Annotated in this window: 22 protein-coding genes; 20 read left to right on the top strand and 2 right to left on the bottom strand. The window is 70.4% G+C overall.

The window, feature by feature from the left end; all coding sequences use genetic code 11:
• The first annotated feature begins 47 nt into the window (after window positions 1–47).
• The 5 genes from ACYVIH_RS05240 (at window position 48) to ACYVIH_RS05220 (ending at window position 3,801) form a co-directional block, all read left to right on the top strand.
• A complete protein-coding gene (locus tag ACYVIH_RS05240) occupies window positions 48–560 on the top strand; it encodes a hypothetical protein (RefSeq protein WP_460866763.1) in 513 nt (170 codons plus the stop codon).
• Entirely contained in the window at window positions 557–1,342 is a 786-nt protein-coding gene (locus tag ACYVIH_RS05235) for a DUF6573 family protein (protein WP_460866761.1), read from the top strand. Before ACYVIH_RS05240 ends, ACYVIH_RS05235 begins: the two co-directional genes overlap by 4 nt.
• 314 nt (window positions 1,343–1,656) lie before the next feature.
• Window positions 1,657–2,325, top strand: coding sequence for a hypothetical protein (locus tag ACYVIH_RS05230; protein WP_460866759.1), 669 nt, complete (start codon window positions 1,657–1,659; stop codon window positions 2,323–2,325).
• Entirely contained in the window at window positions 2,322–3,221 is a 900-nt protein-coding gene (locus ACYVIH_RS05225) for a hypothetical protein (protein WP_460866755.1), read from the top strand. The genes ACYVIH_RS05230 and ACYVIH_RS05225 overlap by 4 nt, the downstream gene beginning before the upstream one ends.
• Before the next feature lie 91 nt (window positions 3,222–3,312).
• On the top strand, window positions 3,313–3,801 hold the full coding sequence (locus ACYVIH_RS05220) for a hypothetical protein (RefSeq protein ID WP_460866752.1): 489 nt from the start codon (window positions 3,313–3,315) through the stop codon (window positions 3,799–3,801).
• A 4-nt stretch (window positions 3,802–3,805) separates the two neighbouring features.
• Here ACYVIH_RS05220 and ACYVIH_RS05215 read toward each other — a convergent pair whose 3' ends face one another.
• On the bottom strand, window positions 3,806–4,018 hold the full coding sequence (locus tag ACYVIH_RS05215) for a hypothetical protein (protein ID WP_460866750.1): 213 nt from the start codon (window positions 4,016–4,018) through the stop codon (window positions 3,806–3,808).
• Between the two features lie 222 nt (window positions 4,019–4,240).
• On the opposite strand from ACYVIH_RS05215, the gene ACYVIH_RS05210 reads away from it, so the two are divergent.
• From ACYVIH_RS05210 to ACYVIH_RS05175, 8 genes are read left to right on the top strand one after another with little or no spacing between them, the layout of a single operon-like run.
• A complete protein-coding gene (locus ACYVIH_RS05210; protein ID WP_460866748.1) occupies window positions 4,241–5,011 on the top strand; it encodes a zinc-ribbon domain-containing protein in 771 nt (256 codons plus the stop codon).
• Window positions 5,012–5,058: 47 nt separating this feature from the next.
• Window positions 5,059–5,412 (top strand): hypothetical protein, encoded by a 354-nt coding sequence (locus tag ACYVIH_RS05205; RefSeq protein WP_460866746.1) that lies wholly within the window; start codon window positions 5,059–5,061, stop codon window positions 5,410–5,412.
• Between the two features lie 48 nt (window positions 5,413–5,460).
• Complete coding sequence (locus ACYVIH_RS05200; RefSeq protein WP_460866744.1) at window positions 5,461–7,959, top strand: DEAD/DEAH box helicase; 2,499 nt, start codon at window positions 5,461–5,463, stop codon at window positions 7,957–7,959.
• Window positions 7,960–8,017: 58 nt separating this feature from the next.
• Complete coding sequence (locus ACYVIH_RS05195) at window positions 8,018–8,254, top strand: hypothetical protein (RefSeq protein WP_460866742.1); 237 nt, start codon at window positions 8,018–8,020, stop codon at window positions 8,252–8,254.
• Window positions 8,255–8,291: 37 nt separating this feature from the next.
• On the top strand, window positions 8,292–9,155 hold the full coding sequence (locus ACYVIH_RS05190) for a hypothetical protein (protein ID WP_460866740.1): 864 nt from the start codon (window positions 8,292–8,294) through the stop codon (window positions 9,153–9,155).
• Entirely contained in the window at window positions 9,152–10,102 is a 951-nt protein-coding gene (locus ACYVIH_RS05185) for a hypothetical protein (protein ID WP_460866738.1), read from the top strand. Before ACYVIH_RS05190 ends, ACYVIH_RS05185 begins: the two co-directional genes overlap by 4 nt.
• Window positions 10,099–10,635, top strand: coding sequence for a hypothetical protein (locus tag ACYVIH_RS05180; protein ID WP_460866735.1), 537 nt, complete (start codon window positions 10,099–10,101; stop codon window positions 10,633–10,635). The genes ACYVIH_RS05185 and ACYVIH_RS05180 overlap by 4 nt, the downstream gene beginning before the upstream one ends.
• A gap of 26 nt (window positions 10,636–10,661) precedes the next feature.
• On the top strand, window positions 10,662–11,408 hold the full coding sequence (locus tag ACYVIH_RS05175) for a hypothetical protein (RefSeq protein ID WP_460866733.1): 747 nt from the start codon (window positions 10,662–10,664) through the stop codon (window positions 11,406–11,408).
• 346 nt (window positions 11,409–11,754) lie between these two features.
• Here the strand turns inward: ACYVIH_RS05175 and ACYVIH_RS05170 are convergent, their stop codons facing one another.
• Complete coding sequence (locus ACYVIH_RS05170; RefSeq protein WP_460866730.1) at window positions 11,755–12,156, bottom strand: hypothetical protein; 402 nt, start codon at window positions 12,154–12,156, stop codon at window positions 11,755–11,757.
• Window positions 12,157–12,341: 185 nt separating this feature from the next.
• Here ACYVIH_RS05170 and ACYVIH_RS05165 point away from each other — a divergent pair, with 185 nt between their 5' ends.
• The 7 genes from ACYVIH_RS05165 (at window position 12,342) to ACYVIH_RS05135 (ending at window position 18,271) form a co-directional block, all read left to right on the top strand.
• Window positions 12,342–13,712 (top strand): DUF7007 domain-containing protein, encoded by a 1,371-nt coding sequence (locus ACYVIH_RS05165; RefSeq protein ID WP_460866729.1) that lies wholly within the window; start codon window positions 12,342–12,344, stop codon window positions 13,710–13,712.
• Between the two features lie 110 nt (window positions 13,713–13,822).
• Complete coding sequence (locus ACYVIH_RS05160) at window positions 13,823–14,422, top strand: helix-turn-helix domain-containing protein (protein WP_460866727.1); 600 nt, start codon at window positions 13,823–13,825, stop codon at window positions 14,420–14,422.
• Window positions 14,419–15,075: a DUF6036 family nucleotidyltransferase gene (locus tag ACYVIH_RS05155; RefSeq protein WP_460866725.1), complete on the top strand. Its 657-nt coding sequence runs from the start codon at window positions 14,419–14,421 to the stop codon at window positions 15,073–15,075. Before ACYVIH_RS05160 ends, ACYVIH_RS05155 begins: the two co-directional genes overlap by 4 nt.
• Before the next feature lie 62 nt (window positions 15,076–15,137).
• Entirely contained in the window at window positions 15,138–16,070 is a 933-nt protein-coding gene (locus ACYVIH_RS05150) for an HNH endonuclease family protein (RefSeq protein WP_460866723.1), read from the top strand.
• A 67-nt stretch (window positions 16,071–16,137) separates the two neighbouring features.
• Complete coding sequence (locus tag ACYVIH_RS05145) at window positions 16,138–16,695, top strand: hypothetical protein (RefSeq protein WP_460866721.1); 558 nt, start codon at window positions 16,138–16,140, stop codon at window positions 16,693–16,695.
• 95 nt (window positions 16,696–16,790) lie between these two features.
• Window positions 16,791–17,825, top strand: coding sequence for an RNA polymerase sigma factor (locus ACYVIH_RS05140; protein ID WP_460866719.1), 1,035 nt, complete (start codon window positions 16,791–16,793; stop codon window positions 17,823–17,825).
• A gap of 65 nt (window positions 17,826–17,890) precedes the next feature.
• The gene (locus ACYVIH_RS05135; protein WP_460866717.1) at window positions 17,891–18,271 is read left to right on the top strand and encodes a hypothetical protein; all 381 of its coding nucleotides are present in this window, start codon (window positions 17,891–17,893) and stop codon (window positions 18,269–18,271) included.
• Window positions 18,272–18,298: the final 27 nt, after the last annotated feature.

Genomic DNA, 18,298 nt, shown 5'->3' with positions numbered 1-18,298 from the left:
GCCCGCGCACCCCGACCACATGAGGTTCTTCCAGGGCAGGCCAACCAATGGATGAGCGGGTCCAGCGGGCCCTGACCCTGATCGCGCGGGCCACCGCAGGAGACCCCAGCCGACCGATCCCCGTGCAAGCCCTCGGACTCGACTCCTCGACCGACGGCGCGTGCACTGTCCATGGCCTCACCCTGATCCTCGAAGCCCAGTACGGCACCGGCTTCGACCCCGGGTGCAGCGAAAGCCTCGGGCTGATCGAGGTGACCCTCGACGCCCCGGCCGCGACCGGTCAGCCGTTCGTGTTCACCGGGCCACTGACCCACTACCTGACCCACGGCACCGCCGACCTGTTCGACCGGGGCCAGCCGGGAAACTGGCCGCTGCCGGTGGCCTTCCTCTCCGGATCCGGCGTGGTGATCGGGAACGGCACCCACCGCTACGTGGCCAGTCGCCTCCTCGGGGAGCCAGCCCGGGTGCTTCTGGTGACGGAGCCGCCTGCCTGCCGGTGCCCGGTGCCGCACCCGATTGCCGAGCGGATGCCTGTTGGCCCGCACACCTATCTGGCATGACGACCAACCCGCAGCGCCAGCCCAAGGGCACCCCGACCGGCGGCCAGTTCTCCGCCTCCGCGCGATTCGAGGCCGACGTGTCACTCGACGACTTCGAGCCGATGGCGGCGGCCGAGTTCGGCACCTTCTGCGAGTCCACCGGTGCCCTGCGCCGACTGGAGCCGGGGGAGCGGCACACCCTGCCCGACGGTGCCACGGTCACCGTCGACGGGGACGCACCGGCAGGCCTGGTGGAGTCCGGTGAGTACACCGTCACCGGACAGGGCGGGGATCACATCGGCGTCGCTGCCTTCCGGAACATGACCGAGCGCGCCGGGCAGGCCGACGAGATCGCCAAGACCGCCGTGCTCAACGCCCGGCGACAGGAACCTACGGTGGCCGAGGACGAGGAGTATGAGCACCCGGTGTTCGGAAAGGTGATCCACTCCTACACCCGCGCAGCGGCGCTGCGTGACGGTGTGCTGCGCGACTACTCCGCGATGGGCCGCGAGGCCGGGTTCTCGATCCCGGTCGCTGTGACCGACCACGTCTACGCAGACGCCATCGCCTGGGGCGACGACGAAGAGGCGTACCAGGACGAGGAAGGACGGGCCTGGGACGTGATCTACATGGCGAGCATGGCCGCCCGCCGAGCCCGGCCCGGCACGAGCCGGATCGAGTACAGGATCGACCGGATCCCCCCGGGTGGCAGCGTCGCCCGCACCACCACGCTGGTCGCCGTGGTCGGCCCTGGTGACGACGCTGAGCCGGTGCTCACGATCATGTACCCCGGTGACGACTAGGCCGACGGGCACCGACCGGCTGTCCTGTCTCCGCCGCGTCCTGTGGTCAGGTCGATGACCCACCCACACGATGTGCCCGCGCACGTGGCGCACCGCTGAGATCCTGACGAACAGGCCGACCGGTCTGGGGTCGTGTCGCTGATCATTTCGGCATTCCCCGCGCCCACGACCCGAACCGAAGCGCAGCCGCCTGAAGGCACGCACCGCACCCGTCCGCCGCGCACCTGAGGGGTATGAGCGACAACCGTGTCCCCGCAGGCGTCCCGACAGGCGGGCAGTTCGCCCCTGCGGGCAGGTACGAAGCGAATCTCGACTTGGTCGAAGACTACGCACCCCGCACCCTGGAGGCTCTCGTCCCCGAGAGCGGGATGTGGGTGGAGTCCGGCTTCGAGGCCGGGTCGGAGATCTTCGACTCGATCCAGGTCACCCGCGACCCCGGTTCCGACTCGTTCACCGTCATCGGCAACGTCGACCTTGACATGGCCGAAGGCGTCGGCGACGAACTCGGTGTCGACGTCGAGGACGCCTACCACTGGCTCAACGAGCACCACCAGCACGTCGATGCCTACCTCGACGAGCGCTACGACGCCCGGCTCGACGTCGCCTTCGACACCTGGGACTCCCAACGCCTCCAGATCAGCCGCGAGGTGGCCTGCGACGCGACCGAGACCGATGCCCTCACCGCCGTCGAGGACCACGGCCCGGCCCTCGCGCTGTCCGACGACCTTGCCTACCTCGGTGAACGCGGCCGGTTCTACAGCGCACTGGTCACCGGTGTCCGGGCCCGCAAGCAGCGCGCAGACCGCACCCTGAGCATGGCCGAGGCCGCCTTGCTGATCACCGACCACTACCTCGCGGGAAACATCTCCGCCGAGGACTACGCCAAGACCCAGACGGCCGACGACGCCGCACGCGAGCACACCGAGCACCTCCTCACCCGATGGGGCGCCTACCTCGACACGGAAACGGAGCAGAGCGCATGAGCGAGAACCCCAACCGGCAGCCCAAGGGCACGCCCACCGGCGGCCAGTTCGCAGCGTCGGCCCACGCCGAAGCGGACGTCGATCTCGGCGCCACGGTCGACGAGCGGCACGGCGTCAGCCCTGCCTACCCCAACGGTCGCTGCACCGGCTGCGGCCAGGGCGTGACCAGCGACGGAACATGCACGAACACCGACTGCGCCGGGTCTCCGTTCTACTTCACCGGCGGCTGCTGCTCCCAGTGTGGAGGCGAGGTGATTCCCGACCCCGACGGCTCCCCAGGTGTGGTGGTGCACGGCGACGGCGACGGTTACCCCGACTACGACACCGACCTCGATCACGCACCGGTGCTGGACGACACCGACGACAACACCTACCAGGCGGCCAAGGCCGACCTTCTGGCTCGGCTCTACGGCGGCGACTACGACCCGGGCCAGGTCCCGGCGCCGAAGGTCAACGACGGCACCACGCCCTACCGGCTCGACGAGTCCGTGCAGGACGGCCCGGTCCGGGTCGCGTTCACCGACCTCGGCGAGGGCTACAGCGGCGACTACGACGAGGACGACCCCGACGACGAGCCGCTGCTGCGCCTCGACACTGCGGTCCGCGCCGACGCCGGTGTCGACGGCGAGTACGTGTTCACCGACACCGACGGCGCCGAGTGGGTCAACCCGGACTCCTACTCCTGGTGCACCAACATCAGCCGCGACCGGACCAGTCCCGCCGACCAGCGCGCCTTCCTCGTCACCACCGCGAAGTTGCTCCGCGACCAGGTCGAGCACCGCGGCCAGTACCCCGGAGCGCTCACGTCGGCGATGGAGATGCTGTCCCACGCCGACACGGACATGGTGAACGGCGCAGCCGCACGCGCCGAGGAGAACCGCGCGGCCAGGACCTAGCATCGAGTTGATCTGTCCGAAATCGACCACATGACCGGGCGGACGGCCGCACACTGGTGGAACCACCAAGTACGAAAACGGGGATAGTTCCATGATCCGCACCATCGCCGCCTGCCTGCTCATCGGATTGCTCACCGGCTGCGGTGTCGTCTCCGAGACCGTCTCCTCTGTCCAGGAGGCCGTGGGGGAGGACACCAGCACGGCACTGGCGGAGTACCAGGAGCAGATCGAGCCGCTGGCCAGCGAGGCCCAGCGCCTCGACGAGCAGTACGCCGCGGTGCAAGGCGAGAACTACACCACCGACCTGAAGATGTACCGGGTCGTGTCTCGCATCCTTCCCAAGTACGGGCAGATCATCGAGGACATCGAGATGGTCGAGGTCGACAACGAGGACGTCATGGCCGCGCACCGCACGCTCATCGACGCGTTGGAAGCGCAGCAGCGTGGAATGACCCTCATTCTCGGGGCCCTTGAGACCCAGGACTACGAACAGGTTGCGGCGGCCAACGACGCGCTCTCGGAGTCCCGGAGGCTCGGGCGCGATTACCTGCGTTTGATCGAGGACATCGGCGGCGCGTAGCCGGTTAGGGACGGTCCACCCGCCACGCGATGACCCGCCAGCCGTCGGGGACCTGCCGGGACAGCATCTCCTGCCCCTCCTCGACCGAGGCGGCCTCGGCGCGGATCTCGTCGGAGGCAAGTCTGTGCCCGCCCTGGTTGTCCGGCGGCACCTCCTGGATCGAGGCGTACACGGTGAGGAGCCCGTCGCCGTGGCCTGTCTGGGTAGCGCTGGTCATGGTGGGCACCGTACCGGGCGTCCAGACCACGTCTGTCGCCGAACCGCGGACCCGGCGCGCAAAGTCGTCCTACGATCTCGGTATCGGTCGGCGCGAGTCGCGTCCGCTGGACCGACCTCCCAGGCACGGCGCTCGGCTTTTCCCAAGACCGCCGGGCGCCGTGACCAGGGCAGCGTCCTCGCCGCGGAGACGCACGGGCTGTTCGCCGCACACCTGAGGTGCGTGAGACACCTCCCGTCCCGGCACCCCAAGGGCACCCCGTTCGGCGGCCGGTTCGCGCCGTCATCGACGGGCGAGGCCGACCTGGCCCTGCACCCGACGCTCGACATCGACATCAGCCCCCACCGGGACGCGATGACCGCACCAGACGCCCCGGTGCTATGGCATCCCGGCAACGACACGGGGCTCGCGACAGCCACCGACGACACCCCGTTCCGCTGGATCTACCGCGGCTGCGGCCACATCGTCACCGGCACCGCCCGAGCCGTGGCCGCCCAGTCGGGTTGCCCCGAGTGCAACCCGCCCGGCTACCACCACCCGATGCGCGAGATACCCACCAACCCGGCCACCTGCCTGGCTGTGCTCCGCCCCGACCTGGCCGCCTGCATCGACCCGGCGCTCAACGGCGGATGGGAACCAGACCGGATCCCGGTGGACTACCGCGGCACCGTGGTCTGGTCGATGCCGTGCGGGCACACCTGGCGCGGCAAGGTGAGGGGCCGCACCGACGACGCCTGCTGGGTCTGCGACTCACGCACCCTGGTGCCGGGGGTCAACGACCTGCACACCCTGCACCCCCAGATCGCCGCCACCGCCCCGGCTCGGCTCAATGGCGGCCTGCACCCGGTCGAGGTCCGGCCGACCGAACGGCTGCGCCGCCTCACCTGGCACGACCCGTCGTGCGGGCACACCTGGCGCGACACCCCCTACAACCGGGTCGTCCTCGGCCGGGGGTGCGCCGAGTGCGCGCCACGGAGCCGCGCGGCAGCCTGACCGGGCAGCCTGACCGGCTGCCGCGGCGTCTGCGCATGTCGCCGTCCATGACGACCGCATCGCACGTCGAACCGGGTGACATCATCCGAGGCAAGTGGACGATGGACGGGGCGCGCACCCTCACCCAGGCAGCCGAGCGGCTGGAGGCCGAGGCGCACCGGCTGCGGCACCTGGCCGACCTGGGCTGGTCCCTGGAGGGTCCGGTGGAGGAGGACTACGGCTTCCTCGTAGATCCTCGCGGGCACAACGGCCGGTGCGGCGAGTGCGGGAAGACCACCCGGATCGCCTCCGACGACGGCATCTGTGGCGACTGCGCGATCACCGCAGACATCACGACCGATGGTCCGGTCGACCTCGCCCTGACCCTCGACGACCTGCTCGCCGCCGGGGCACCTTCCTGAACGTCGCCCCATCGCCGCCGGTGAACGCTCCGGCGGCATAGGAAAGGCATGTCCACGCACCCTGGGACGCGCCCGGTCGCGTACCTGTCCGGCACCGACCGGCAGCCCGAGGTGCGCCTGTACTTCGACCGCGACGCCGTGCACGCCGCCACAGGGGAACCACTGGCCGGGTGGGTCAAGAAGGCGCCCCGTCGACGGTGGAACCCCGCTCTCGGCTGCTGGGTTATCACCGCGTTCGGCGGCAAGATCGTCGAAGGACGCAGGTCTTCGGGCGTCCGCACCGTCTCCCCGAAGAACCCCGACCGGCTGCTGGCCCGCGCCGGGTTCAAGGTGAACCTCACCGACGGTGGCCCGGACACGACCGGGCTGGACCCGTCGCTGGAGGGGGTCCTGGCCCTGGAGGACCTGTTCGACCCGCTGGTGCGCCAGTCGAAGGCCAAGCCCGCCGTCGCCCTGGCCCGGCCCCGCTTCGCCGGGTACGAGATCGCCCGCGAGATCCTCGGCGACGCCGCCGTATGGGACAAGGAGGCCCAGCGGTTCGAGGTGCCGCTCACCGACCTGCTGCGCCACGGCGACCCCAAGGACGGCCTCGTCATCGACCCGGCCACCCTCGAAGCCGCCCGTGCGCTGCTGAAGAAGAAGCCGACCTTCGGTCACGACGTCCACGACGACGACACCCTGATCGCCGACGCGAGCCGACTCGCGCTGTCGGACGGGCTCAACCTGACCGATGCCGAAAGCGACGGCGTGCAGCGGCTCATCGAGGTCGTCGGCGACGTCCCCGACTGGTTCGGCATGACCCCGCGGCCCTACCAGCGGCTCGGTGCGATCGCGGTCGCCGCAGGACGGTCCCTTCTTTGCGATCCTACCGGCCTCGGAAAGACGGTCCAGGCCATCGGGGCGCTGGCGATCAAGGACGTCGACCGGGCCGTGATCATCGTCCCTCCGGTCACGGTGACCCACTGGGGCCGGGAGATCGAGAAGTGCGGGCTGGCCGTCACCCCGCCGAAGCCGCCGACGAAGGCGGAGTTGCGGCGCCAGGAGAAGGAGGCCCGCGAGCGCGGCAAGAGGGCAGCCGCGGACCGGCCAATGAAGGCGGTCGAAGGAAGTCAGTTGCTGGGGCGGGGATCGGATGACCCGCTCGCACCACCAAGCACGGCCGATCTCGGCCGCCCCAGCAGTGTGTCCATTGTCGCAAACGAACCGGCTGCGCGCGAGAAGGCGACACGTTTCCTGGCGGTGTTCCGGGCCGGACGCAAGGAGCCTGACCTGCCCGAACGCGGCATCGTGGTGGTGCCAGACTCGCTGCTGACGTCGCGACCAGCGCTCCAGGACAAGATCGCTGCATGGGCGCCGCAGGGTCTGGTCTATGACGAGGCGCACCGGGCCAGGAACTGGAAGTCGTCCCGGGCCAAGGCAGTCCGCGGGCTCGTCGAGCGACTTCCGGCCGACGCGCTTCGGATCCCGATGACGGCGACCCCGATGTTCTCCGCCCCACACGAACTCGCGTCGCTGCTGGCCATCTCCGGGCACCTGGACCCTGTGTTCGGCGGCTACTCGGCGTTCGTCGAGGCGTATTGCAAGCGCAACCACTTCAACGCCCTGGTGGCGAACAAGGCGGCACTGCCGGAGTTGCGTGCCAGGCTGCGTGAGCACGTGTGGGTGCGGCGCAACAAGTCCGAGGTGCTCAAAGACCTGCCGCCAAAGTCGCGCAACGCCCTCTACGTCGACGTCGACCTGTCGGGGTTCCGCGCAGCGCACGCCGAGGTTGCCGAGAAGATCGCCGCCTGGGTCGAGGAGCACGTCGAGGAGTTCGGCGACTACCCCGAGGACGAGACGATCGCAACCTACGCCCGCTCCCAGATCGGGCTGATGTCGCCGCTGCGCAAGGCTGCCGGTCTGGCGAAGGTCCCGGTCGCCCTCGACATGGTCTCGGACTGGATCAACGACGAGGTCGAGGTCAACATCGACGGCTCCTTCACCTGCGACCGTCCGGTCGTGTTCTGGGCTCACCACCATGAGGTCGTCGACGCGGTCGTCGAGCACGCTGCGGCGCACCTGAAGGACTCCGACCGGAAGATGGTCGGCGTCATCTCCGGATCCACCTCCTCGACCGAGCGCGGCCGTCTCGTCGACGAGTTCCAGGCCGGAAGGCTGCCGGTGCTGGTCTGCTCGATCACCGCCGCCGGGGTCGGCATCACCCTGACCCGCGCCAGCGACGCGTTCTTCATCGAGACCGACTACACCCCCGCGCTGGTCAGCCAGGCCGAGGACCGGCTGCACCGGATCAGCCAGGAGAACCCCGTCTCGATCACCACGCTGCTCGCCGAGGGCACCCTCGACGCCCGGATCCAGAAGATCCTGCGCCGCAAGGCTGGCGACATCACCGCGGCCATCGACGGCCAGGACGCCGACGTGTCAGTGATGAGCGACGACGAGGTCGACGCGGCAGCAGCCCCGGCCCAGATCATCGAGGACCTGGTCTGCGACGTGATCGAGAAGCACAAGGCCGCAGCGAAGAAGCGCCGCACACCGAAGGCGGCGTGATTCGCCCGGGACCGGCAGCCGGGGGAGACATCGCGGGCTCGCCGCACACATGGAGCACATGACTACGCCGAGCAGTCCCGTCCGCGTCGGCCAGACCGTCGAGGTAGCCACCCGCCGTGCCGACGTCCCGCCCCGCACCGGCGCCGTCACGGCCGTTCAGGACGACATGGTCTACGTGACCAACGTCGATACGGCCGACGGCGTCGAGGAGCGCATTTTCGGGCAGTGGGTCGACCTCGGCGCGTTCGAGGGCCGCGACCCCGAGTCGGCGTTCGTCGGCCAGGTCGTCTCCTGAGCCCGCACCGCACGCCCACCCCGCGCACCTGCCAGGCATGACCGACACCCGTGTTCCGGCTGGCGTGCCCACCGGCGGCCAGTTCGCCGCCCTCGGGCGCAACGAAGCCGAAGTGACCCTCGACGCCGCGTCCGCGGCGACCGACCCCTGCTGGGGCTGCGGAAGGGGTCCTCACGGACCGCAGGACGCCTACCCGGACCTTCACGTCTACCGGCCCCGCAGCGAGGTGCTCGCGGCGATGGACCGCGACGACTACGCCGACGCCCGCGCGGCCGTCGAGAACGACTGGCACCTAGAGACCCGCAACGTCGAGATGCTCCCGCCCTTCGAGCGCGAGGCCCGCTACGCCGAGGTCGCCGCGCACTTCGAGGCGACCGCCCGGCGCGCCGCCAGCGAGATCCCGGCCCACGAGGTACCGAGGCCCGGTGAGAGCCTCCTGAACCGCCACACCGGCGTGCTGTACGCCGCGGCCGACTACGCCACCCAGGCCCGCCTCAACGCCGGACACGGCCCGTTCCGTGTCGAACAGATCGAGGCCGGAGGAGACGCGCTGACCCAGAAAATCCTCGACACCCGCGACTTCACCGCCGCCAACGGCATCCCGTTCCGGGCCCGCATCGTCCGCCGCGGCCAGCAGTGGGGACGCGACGGGAGCCTCGTCGCCCAGGATGACCTGGTGATGTTCTTCGACGCGCGCTACCCCGACATGGCCCCGATGATCGGCAACCCGGACGAGGACGGCGAGCGCAACGGCCAGCACGTCTCGAACTACCACGCCCGCACCCTGCGCGAGCACCCCGGCGGTGCCGGGATCGACCTCCACGGCGGCGAGCCGTCATGGAAGATCGACGGCCGAACCTTCGGCGAGGTGCTCGCCTGGATCGAACGAAGGACGTCATGACCGACGAGACGCGCCAGCCCAACCGAGTCCCGAAAGGGACTCCTACCGGCGGCCAGTTCGCCGCCACCGCCCGCAACGAGTCCGGTGTCGCACTGGCCGAGACCGGGGAGTGGCTGCCGCCCGGCGCGCACCGCATCGTCGCGTGCGCGGACTGCGCCTCAGACCCGGCCCGACGCGAGCAGCCCGGCTGCGGCTACTGCGACCGCGGCCGGATCCGCACCGACCGGTACGGCCAGGTCCCATGGCACCCCGGCAAGCCCGGGACGAAGGTCGGGTTCGAGGACCCGCGCGACGGCACCTGGCGCAGCGCCACCATCACCGCGACCGCCCGCGACGACCTCTCGGAGTTCTACGCCGTGGGGCTCCTCGCCGACGGCCAGGCCCGCGACATCTACCTGCCCAAGGCCATCCCGCTGCACGCCGCCCAGGCCGCGGCCCGGCACGGCATCAACAGCCACGAGATGGTCGCCGAGGCCGCCTGCGAGATGCACATCGTGAACGCCCCGACCCACGACGAGACCCGTGCCTTCCTCGCCCGCATCGACGACGGCTACGTCGAGGACATCGCCCGCTCCGCCCGCGAGTTCCGCACCTACCGGGCCGCCGAACTGCGCCAGGAGGGCCGCACCGGACCGGCGCTGGACTACTCCGCCGACGTGTCCACCCTGGACACGGCCGCCATCGACCGGGCCGTCGAGGCTGCCGCCGACTTCAAGGGCCAGCACTACGCGGCGATGACCTACGTGACCGACCGCGACCACTGGCACGGCCACACCGTCGTGCAGACCCCGTCGGGCCGGATCGCCACCTACAAGGACACCGCGTGGGACCGACCGGCCGAGCAGCCGGTCCTTCCGTGGAGCCCGCCCGCAGGCACCCCCGTCGCGCACGTCGCCCTCGACGGCACCGTCACCCGTATCGACCAGCGCCAGGAGACCTCCCGATGAGCGACCAGATCGGCCAGCCGAACCGAGTCCCCAAGGGCACCCCGACCGGCGGCCGGTTCGCCGCCACCGCGAAGGCCGAGTCCGCCCTGACCCTCAATCCGCCTGCGGAACGGGGCCTGGGTCCGGACTACGAGGAGCAGCGCAACGCGTCCCTGCGCGGAACCCGCTACGAGGCCGAGGCCCAGGCGGCTGCGGCCAGGTTCGCCGCCCGTGACGCTGCCCGTGCGCAGGAAGCAGCCCGCGAGGCTCTCGCGCCGACGCTGGCGATGAACCGTGTCGACGCAGAACGGCACGTCCGCGCGCTGATCGACGACGCGGCCGCCTCCGGTGACCCGCAGCGCATCGACGACATCGCCTCGCTGGTCAGTGGTCCCGGATGGGCGGGCGTCGCCTACGTCCGCGGCTACCCCGGCGCGGGCAACCCGGAGTGCGAGCCCACCGACTACCTGAAGACCAAGGCGGCCGCGACCAGGACCGCTGAGTACGCCCTGAGCCGGACTGCTGCTGCCGAGCGCCAAGCAACCGAGCAGTAGGCCCGGCTCCCGCGTACCCACCGGGCATGAGCCCAGACCCCACGTCCAGTAGCCGGTCCCGCCAGCCCAGGGGCACCCCGACCGGAGGTCAGTTCGCCGCATCGGGCCGTGCCGAGGCCGACCTGGTGCTCAACGCGCCCGCGGCGACGCACAAGGCGGCCCGCGACCTGAAGCCGGGCGACCGGATCGCCGAGGGCCTGATCACCGGCGTCTCCAACCGGTGGGGTGAGGTGTTCGTCTACGTCGACGGGCACCCCGACGGCTCCAAGGCCGACGCGATCTACAACCACAGCGATCCGGTGCCGTTCGACGAGACCGACCTGACCGACCCCGACGACTTCGAGATCAACGTCGACCGGATCGCGCGCAACATCGCCGAACCCGGCACCGAGGCGTACGACGCGGCCCGGAGCGAGGCGACCCGAATGCTCACCCGTATCTCGCAACCGTTGAACATCTCCGGGCTGGTCCCCGACGACCCACGCGTCGCCAACGGCCGCGCGAAGGTCGGCGACAACGTCATCTGGTCCTCGCCGATGCACGGCGACAACGCGTACGAGGTCATCGGCAAGCGCAAGGCGCAGAGCATCCTCGGCCACGACGGCGAGAGCGTGGTGTGGGGCGAGACCGGTGACACGGAGTACATGCTGCGCGACATCGCCACCGGCAAGGAGACCACCTCCGACCTGCGGCAGGCGTCCTGGAAACGGGTCCCCGCCCCTGGTGACCACGGCCCGGCGGCCCGGCGTCAGCGACGCGACCGGGAGCAGTGAGATGGCCCCAGCGAACCGTCAGCCCGCAGGCACACCCCCGGGCGGCCAGTTCGCCGCCGCAAGCCATGCCGAGTCCGAGGTCGACCTGACCGCATCTGCGCCCGCGACCCGACCATGGAGCCCGCGTACAACCACGCACTCGAAGGTCGGACCCACCTGCTCCGACTGCGACAGGGTCCACGGCGCCGACGCAGCCGCCGTCGTCGGCAGGTTCGACGAGGCAGGGCCCCGTGGCTACCGATCGAGGCTCGGCGGGCCGCTGCGGGCCACACGTGAGGAGGCCGTCGCCGACTACTGCGCCGCCCACCGGGCATCGGCGGGAACCGGCCGGTGAGCGGCCTCCGGCTCACAGCGGCCACTGCTCCCTGACCACCTCCACCGGCCGCACCGAGTGCTCGAAGGTTTCCTCAGGGAACGCCTGGGGATTCGCCGCGCCGGTGTAGTGCACCGTCGTGCCCGGCTCGACGGTCTCGGTGCGACGTCCGTAGGCCACCGGCACGGCCGCGTCCGAGGTGTTGCGGTACGAGTGGTGACAAACAGCGACCTCGTGCACGACCACCGACCGGTCGAGACCCAGACACAGCCTGCCGCCGACCGGCTCGCCGTCGTAGAGATCGGCCAGAATCAGGAACCGCACCCCGCTCGGCTCGGAGATCGCATGCACGACGGCAGGGTCGTCCTGGCCTGCTCCGGGCAGAGAGATGACCTGCCCGGCGCGGAGGTCGCGGACGGTGGTGGTGCAGACCATGATGAGGCTCCTCGGTCACGTTGCGGCTGGGACTGCGCCCGCAGTATCGGCGGAGGAAGTCCCCGGGACCGCGGCCCAGCCACTATCGGCACCCGGGTTATCGAGAATCTGACAACCGGCGTCGCTCGAACGGGCGGCCAGGACCGCGGACCTCGACGGCGACGCTCCCCGCGCACCTGTCAGGCATGAGCACAGACCTCCGCGCCCGCCAGCCCAAGGGCATCCCCGTCGGCGGCCAGTTCGCCGCCACCAGCCACGCCGAGTCCGACCTGGCCCTCGACGAGGACCTCCTCGCCGAAGCAAGGGTCGAGGCCGAGTACGAGCGCCGCTACGCCGAGCAGGCGAAGTGGGGCGACGTCTCCAACGTCCGCGAAGACTCGCGCACCCCGTGGGGTGCAGCGCAGACCGCCCACCACGTCGCACCCGGCATCGTCCAGGTGAGCACCGCTGGGCACGGCGGGATCAAGGTCTCCAAGGAGCGCAACGCGCTCATCCCGCCCGCGCTGCGCAACAACTCCGGCTGGTACGAGGAGGACTGCGAGGCCGCCATCGTCGGGATGTACCACCCCGAGGTGATGCCGCACTACCAGGGCGGCGACCACGACGCGATCCGCGAGGCCTGCACCGGCACGGTCAAGAACTGGTTCCCCGACCAGTACGAGAAGGCCACCGGCACCACGGTGACGGCCGAGGAGTCCTACGTCCGCCGCGACCAGCAGAAGGCCGCAGACAAGGCCGCCTTCCGCGCCGCGCACGCCGACGACTTCGTCACCCTCGGCAACGGCGACACCCACGCCGCCTGGATCCCCACCGGCTTCGCCGTCACCAGGGCCCGCAAGGACGCCACCGGCGAGGAGCGGCACTTCCTGGTGCCCCGGGACGAGGTCATCCACGACAGCATGTGGGGCAAGCAGATCGTCGTCGACCCGAACCGGCACCTCGACGTCACCGGGATCGAGAACCTCAGCCCCGACCGTCCCTGGGTCTACGCACCCGACACCGTCGACCCGCTCCACGGCGAGGCGATCGGCATCGACTACTCCGGTCTCACCGCCGCCCAGGCAGACCGGGCCCGCAGCGAACTGGGCAAGGTCTGGCGGTTCCACAACGACGACGGCACCACCACCACAGAGTCACTCGGCGCGCACCTCGCCCGGGTCGGGGTGGTCGGCAAGAAGCCCTACGTCGACGGTGACAAGGTCACCTACAGCGTCCAGTTCGAGGGCAGCCGCGTGACGCGGGTCTCCAAAGCGACCTACGACGCGCTCACCGGCGTCCCCGACACCTCCGACGACAGCGACAGGGCCTACGTCGCCAAGGAGCGCGCCCGGGTCAAGTACGAGCGGGTCAAGGCCGCGATGTACGACAGCAGGAACCTCGACGGCTGGCGAGCCAAGCGCGACAAGGCCGAGTCGGAGTACCAGGCCGCTGTGGCCCGCCACCGGGCGCTGTCCGACAGCAAGTCCGAGCAGGCACGCGCCTGGCAGGCCGAGCGCGACGAGATGCGGATCAAGGCGATGCGGGACCTGCTCGACGAGCGCGGCATCGAACTCTGACCACACGACGGGGCGTCTGGCTCTCTGGGCGCCCCGTCTGCTTCGCCGGGGAGCAGGCGGGGCGCATCCGCACACCCAAGGGCATTATCGGATTTGATAACATTGGAGCCATGATTACCGAAGCCGCCGAGCGCGAGGAGATCGCCACCAGCCTGCGGGGCGCCGTCGAGGCGAGCGGGCTGAGCCAGGCTGCCTTCGCCCGCGCGATCGGGACCTCACCGGCTCGGCTGTCGACCTACCTGTCCGGGAAGACCGTCCCCTCAGCCGCGATCTACCTGCGCGCGCTGCGGTTCGGTGACGCGCTCGCCCAGGCCCGCGCCAACGGGCTGATGACCGCAGAGAGCACCGCCCAGGCGGTCAACAGGGCGCTCGACGCTGGCGACGAGGAGTGGGCGTTCAAGATGGTCGTCCAAGGGCGTGACCATCTGCGCAGCCTCTGCTCCCACGCCCCGGGCGCGCTTCCTGCCTGGACGCACCGGTCCAGTCGCATCAAGGACGAGCGCTACGAGACGCTGTTCAAGGCGATCATCGGCCACGAGATGGAGGCTGGGTCGCACACCCGTCCCACGTGGACCGAGCACGCCCGGCTCGCACGGCCGTGGCTGAGGGCCAACCCGTTCCTCGGCGAGGACGGCACCCGCGAGCGGACGCCCCGGTGGCTGGCTGAGAGCAACGTCTTCATCGCTGAGAAGGACCTGGCCACGGCATGATCGAGTTCGGGCCCAAGGAGATCGACTCCCTGCTCAACGAGTTGGGCGAGCGGCTGAGGGCCCGAGGCATCGCTGCGTCAATCTATGTCGTCGGTGGCGCGGCGATCGCGCTGCGCGACCACAGTGAGCGTCGCACCGTCGACATCGACGCGATCTACGTGCCTGAGGCCGACGTCCAGGACGTGGCCCGCGAGATCGCCACCGAACGCGGGCTCCCTCCGGACTGGCTCAACAGCAGCGCCCGTGCCTGGGTGCCGCCGCGCCCCGCCGAAGCCCAGCAACCCCCGGTCCAGCCCGGCCTCGCCCGGCACGTTGCTCCCGACGAGCACCTGCTGGCGATGAAACTGGTGGCCTCCCGGTCCCGGGACCTGCCCGACATCCTCGTGCTGGTGGAGTCGCTGCGGATCGAGGACCCGGTCGTGATGGCCGACATGGTCCGCGACGTGTATGGCGCGGACATGCTGGAGATGCACGGTGGCTACGACGACATGGTGGTCAACTGCCAGGCCGTCATCTCCGAGGTTCGTCGCCGACGTGACCGGCGCGGTAAGTCATCCGCGACCGGCGGTGCCCAGGCCCGGGAGCCCAAGGGGACCCCACGCGGCGGCCAGTTCGCCGCACGGCCACACCAAGAGAGCGACGTAGACCTCTAGCCGCGCCGCACCAGAGCGCCCCTGGGGAGCGCTCACCGGCTCTGCCGCACACCTACATGGGCATGAGGCTGCTCCGACTCGTCATCGTCGTCCCCCTGCTGATCTTGCTGTGGGGGTACTCCAACGCACTCGGTCTCACCGGGGTGTTCACCCGGGCGCTGGACCTGCCTCGCGCCGACTGGTGGACCCTGCCCGGCGTCGAGCGGATCGTTGAGTTGAAGGACGGCTCACCGGAGCAGCAGGACCAGTTGATCACCGAGGTCTGGACGGTGGCCGAGCCGTTCCGTGACGCGCTCAGCGACGAGAACCGCGCACGCGCCAGGACCGCGCTCGACGACATGCTCGACGGGTTCGGGGCCGACGCGGGAGCCATCGACTTCAAGCAGCCCGACATTGGTGCAGCCAGCCCCTACGACTACGGCTCCAAGTCCGACTACCGCGACGCCCTCGCCGTGCTCACCGCGCTCCCCGCCAAGGGCAGGGCTCCGCTGACCGGGTACGACCGCGACCAGTTCGGTGCCCCCTGGGATGACGACGCGGGCAACTTCTCGTGGACCGGGAACGGTTGCGACACCCGCAACGACCTGCTCCGCCGTGACCTGACCGGTGAACGCGCCGACGGCTGCAAGGTGCTCTCCGGGGACCTGGCCGACCCCTATACCGGCACCGACATCTACTTCGTCTACGGCGACGGGAACCTTGTCGACGCCGAGCACGTCGTCGCCCTCGGGAACTCCTGGGTGACCGGCTCCTCCGGCTGGACCGAGGCCAAGCGGGCGGCGCTGGCCAACGACCCGCTGAACCTGCTCGCGGTCGACGCCGGAGCGAACCGGCAGAAGGGCGACGCGGACGCAGCGACCTGGCTGCCGCCGAACAAGCCGTTCCGGTGCGCCTACGTCTCCCGGCAGATCGCGGTGAAGGCCAAGTACGGCCTGTGGGTCACCCCAGCCGAGAAGGACGCCATGCGTCGCGTGCTCCGCGGCTGCGTCAACTGACCCCGGTCGGCGCGACCATCCAGAGCGCCAGGCTCCCGACCCCACCACCGACGGCATAGGACCCACCGTGAGCATCACCAAGGCACCGAAGCGTGTGCGCTTCGACGTGCCCGCCGACCACCCGAGGCTGGCCCAGGCCGTGTCCCTCGGCCTGGCCGTCGTGCGCCACACCAAGCACAAGACGTGGGGCGACCTGGTCAGGGCCATCAACGCCGACGACCCCGGCACCCTGGCGCTGCTGGCCCAGGTCGACATCACCGCCGAGGAGTCCGACCTGCTTGCCGATGCCTCGACCGACTACGTCCTGCGACTGGTGCGCACCGCACCGCTGCTCACCGTCGCTGTCTGCCCCGAGTGCCAGGCCTGGGTACTCCTCCAAGGAGGTGCGCCCCCGACCCGCTGCAAGGTGACGCTCCGCTGCACCGGCAAGCCGGTCAAGGCCTCGATCGCGGCGAAGCAGAAGCCCGACGAAGACGCCGATCCAGAGACAGAGACCGGCCCTGAACCGACGGTCCTCCCGCAGTCGCCCGGGGCCACGCCGGACTCCACGGTCGTCGCACCGGCCATCCCGGTGCCCACCGACGAGGCGCCGCCGGACGAAGGCGACCTGGAGGACTTCGACTAGCGGCCCACCACCAGCCCTGACCTCACCGAGGCAGGGCCTCAAAGTCATGCCCGCGATCCATGTCACTGCGCGAAGACCCCGCGCACCCAAGCGGCATGAGCATCACACAGTCGCGTGTCGCCGCAGGTGTCCCCACCGGCGGCCAGTTCGCAGCGTCCGTCCACGCCGAGGCCGATGTGGCGCTGGTCGCGCCGGACACCGTCGCCTACGGCGACGTCTACGAGGATGAGGCCGCCGACCACGAGCGCTTCGCCGCGCTGCTCGACATGGCCGAGCACTCCGCCCGTCACTGGGCCGAACGCAAGGGCACCCGGGACCGCTCCGGGGGCGCCATCGACACCGACGACGTCGCCCAGGACGCGGTGCTCGCCTACCTGGAGGCCCAGGCCAACGGGCACGAGATCAAGTCCCCGCAGGGCTACATCCACCGGGCAGCATCCAACATCGCCGCGAGCGCCGGATCCCGCGTCCGGGCCGAGGACCGCAAGGCCCTGGTGCTGTTCCGGGACGAGGTCAGCCGCCAAGAGGCAGCCAAGGGCCGCCAGTTGAGCGGCCGGGAGAAGGACGCGATCGCGCAGACGATCCGCGACACCTGGCCCGACGAGCGGCACCAGCCGAGCAAGAACTTCCGTCGCTTCGCAGGGCAGATGGAGATCTCGATGGACGCCTACGAGACCGACGAGGCCCGCGACTACGTGCTGCCCCACACCGACCTGAACGCAGGTCTGGGGGTCAACGACGTGCGCCCGGAGTCGTCGCTGGACAAGGCCCTGGACGCCGTGGAGGGACACAACGGTGACCTGCGCGACGCCCGTCGTCTGCTGTGGAACGCCCTCGCCGAGATCAACGACGCACCGACCGTCCGGCCCGGGACACTGAGCCAGCGCAAGGTCACCGCCCTGCGCGCGGAGATGAGCGCCTACCCCGGCGGGGTGGCCACGGCGGCCCGGAACTGGGCCGACGGCATCGACGACCAGGGCACCCACGCCCTGTTCGCGCCCTGGGGCGAGCCCAACGACCGAGACCGCGCCGACATCGTCGCGCTCCTCGGCAAGCACCCGGACGCGGCGGAGGCCATGTGGGACTCGGCGCTGAAGTTGGCCAACACCCGCAACGCCGCGCGGGTCTGACGCCCGAGCCGTCAGATCTACGCATGTTTATGCCCGTAGGAACACCAAGCAAGGGATAGGACCTGATGTCCACACTGAACGCGCTCACAGCGGCTGGCCCGTTCCTGCGCGCCGCCCGCAACCAGTCAACCTCGACGGATATCGACCTCTCTGGCGCCTGGGACAAGTTCTGGGGCGCCATCACCGCAGCAAGCGGTGCCGACCAGATCATCAACCTCCTCGGCATCATCGGTGTCGCGCTCGTGGCCATGGCCCTGATCAAGTGGGCCTGGGACCGCCGTCGCGGAGGCGGTGGCGGCATGGGGCAGCAGTCCTCGGCCGTGTGGGGCGCGCTGCTCATCGGCGCGATCCTCTCCGCCCCCGGCGTCATCCTGCCGATCCTGCTGACCTTCATGGACGTGATCGCCAACGCCGGGATCTCGATCTGGAACAACACCACAGCCTGACCCGGTCCGGCACGGCTCCTGAGCGCA

The organism is Nocardioides pakistanensis (genome assembly GCF_054781215.1).
This window is presented reverse-complemented; position numbering and strand designations above follow the sequence as displayed.